Genomic DNA, 1,953 nt, shown 5'->3' with positions numbered 1-1,953 from the left:
GGATCACCCGCTGCTGCGACGGACCATTCGGAGCCGTCAGCCCATTACTCGCACCGTCCTGATTGACCGCACTGCCCCGCAGTACCGCCAGGACCGGATGTCCGTTGCTGCGAGCATCGGAGAGCTTCTCCAGGAGCAGGACGCCTGCCCCCTCCGACCAGCTGGTGCCGTCGGTGGACCCTGCGAACGACTTGCAGCGACCGTCCCTGGACAGGCCGCCCTGCCGGCTGAACTCGACGAAGACCTCAGGCGTCGACATGACCGCCACGCCTCCGGCCAGCGCCATCGAGCACTCGCCCGACCGCAGCGCCTGAGCCGCCAGGTGCAGCGCCACCAGCGACGACGAGCACGCGGTGTCCAGCGTCATCGACGGCCCCTCGAAGCCGAAGACGTACGAGACACGGCCCGACGCGATCGACCCCGTAGCACTGTTGTGGACGTAGTCGTGGTACATCATTCCGGCGAATACGCCGGTCTTGCTGCCCTTCAACGTGGCGGGGTCGATTCCGGCCCTCTCGAACACCTCCCACGAGCATTCCAGCAGCAGCCGCTGCTGCGGGTCCATGATCAGCGCCTCGTTCGGGCTGATACCGAAGGGAACCGGGTCGAACGTGTCGGCGGAGTGGAGGAATCCGCCCTTGTTGACGTAGCTGGTGTTCTGTCGCTCGCCGTCCGGATCGTACAGAGCGCCGAGGTTCCAGCCGCGATTCTCCGGGAACTCGGATATGGCGTCCACGCCATCGTTCACCAACTGCCAAAGAGCCTCGGGTGATTCGACGCCGCCCGGAAAGCGGCAGCTCATCGCGACGATGGCGATGGGTTCGCGGGCCGCGGACGACAGTTTCCTGTTGTGGGCCCGCAGACGGTCGTTCTCCTTGAGCGACGCCCGCAGCGCGGCGACCAGTTTCTCGTCAGAATTACTCATCGGGGCACTCACATTCCCTGCGTCGCGTCGTCAAGGCCGGAAGCGTCGAGCGCCATGCTGATCAGGCTCTCGGTGTCCATCGAGTCGATGGATTCGGGCGAAGCTTCGTCCATGCCCTCTGCCGGATCCACCGGCTCGTCATGGGCACCGGCGAGTTCGAAGAGGACTTCCATCAGTCCCGCGTCCCTGAGGCGGCTCAGGGGAATTCCCTGCAGAATGCGCCGGACCCGCTCCTCCCCCACGGCCTCGTCGTCCGTCGGAGAGTCGGGACGCAGTTCCTCGGCGAGGTACTGGGCGAGAGCGCGGGAGTTCGGGTAGTCGAAGACCAGCGTGGCCGGAGGGCGCAGTCCTGTGGCCCGGGCCAGTCCGTTACGGAACTCCACCGCGGCCAGCGAGTCGAACCCGAGCTCCTTGAACGCCCGGTCCGGCTCGATGGCCGAGGGACCCGCATACCCGAGAATCGCCGCCGCGTGGGCGCGTACGAGGTCGAGCACCTGTTCCGCCCGCTCGTTGTCGGTCAGGGAGTTCATCCGCCGGCGGAACGCTGCGGCTCCTGGTGCCGACGCGTCGGCGGTTCGGTGGCCGCCGGGCCGTACCAGTCCGCGGAAGAGGTCGGGCAGGTCGTCCGGCTCCGGGGCGCCCGGTCCGGTGAGATCGACGCGCATGGTGACCAGTGCGGCCGCACCGGAGGTCTCGGCCGCGTCGAAGAGGGCGGTCCCCTCCTCGCCCGACAGGGTTTCGATGCCGGTCCGCCGCATCCGCTGCGAGTCGGCGCTCTGCAGGCTGTCCGCCATGCCGCCGTCCGCCCAGGGACCCCAGGCGAGGGACTGGGCGGGGAGCCCTTCGGCCCTGCGGTACGTGGCCAGCGCGTCCAGGAACGCGTTCGCCGCGGCGTAGTTGCCCTGCCCCGGGTTGCCGAGGACTCCGGCGGCCGAGGAGAAGAGGACGAAGGCGGCGAGGTTCATGCCCTGCGTCAGCTCGTGCAGGTTCAGCGCCGCATCCACCTTCGGACGCAACACCGCCCCCAC

Annotated in this window: 2 protein-coding genes; both read right to left on the bottom strand. The window is 68.4% G+C overall.

Annotated features, from left to right (window positions below):
• The coding region (locus ABT025_RS39395; RefSeq protein ID WP_351003644.1) for a beta-ketoacyl synthase N-terminal-like domain-containing protein at positions 1-925 on the bottom strand (925 nt) is incomplete at its 3' end.
• Positions 926-933: 8 nt separating this feature from the next.
• A partial coding sequence (locus tag ABT025_RS39390) for a beta-ketoacyl reductase (protein WP_351003643.1) occupies positions 934-1,953 on the bottom strand: 1,020 nt, incomplete at its 5' end.

The organism is Streptomyces sp. NPDC002809 (genome assembly GCF_040295435.1).
Taxonomy (GTDB): Bacteria; Actinomycetota; Actinomycetes; order Streptomycetales; family Streptomycetaceae; genus Streptomyces.
Note: the sequence above shows the minus strand (reverse complement) of the source record. Positions and strands in the feature narration are given on the sequence as shown.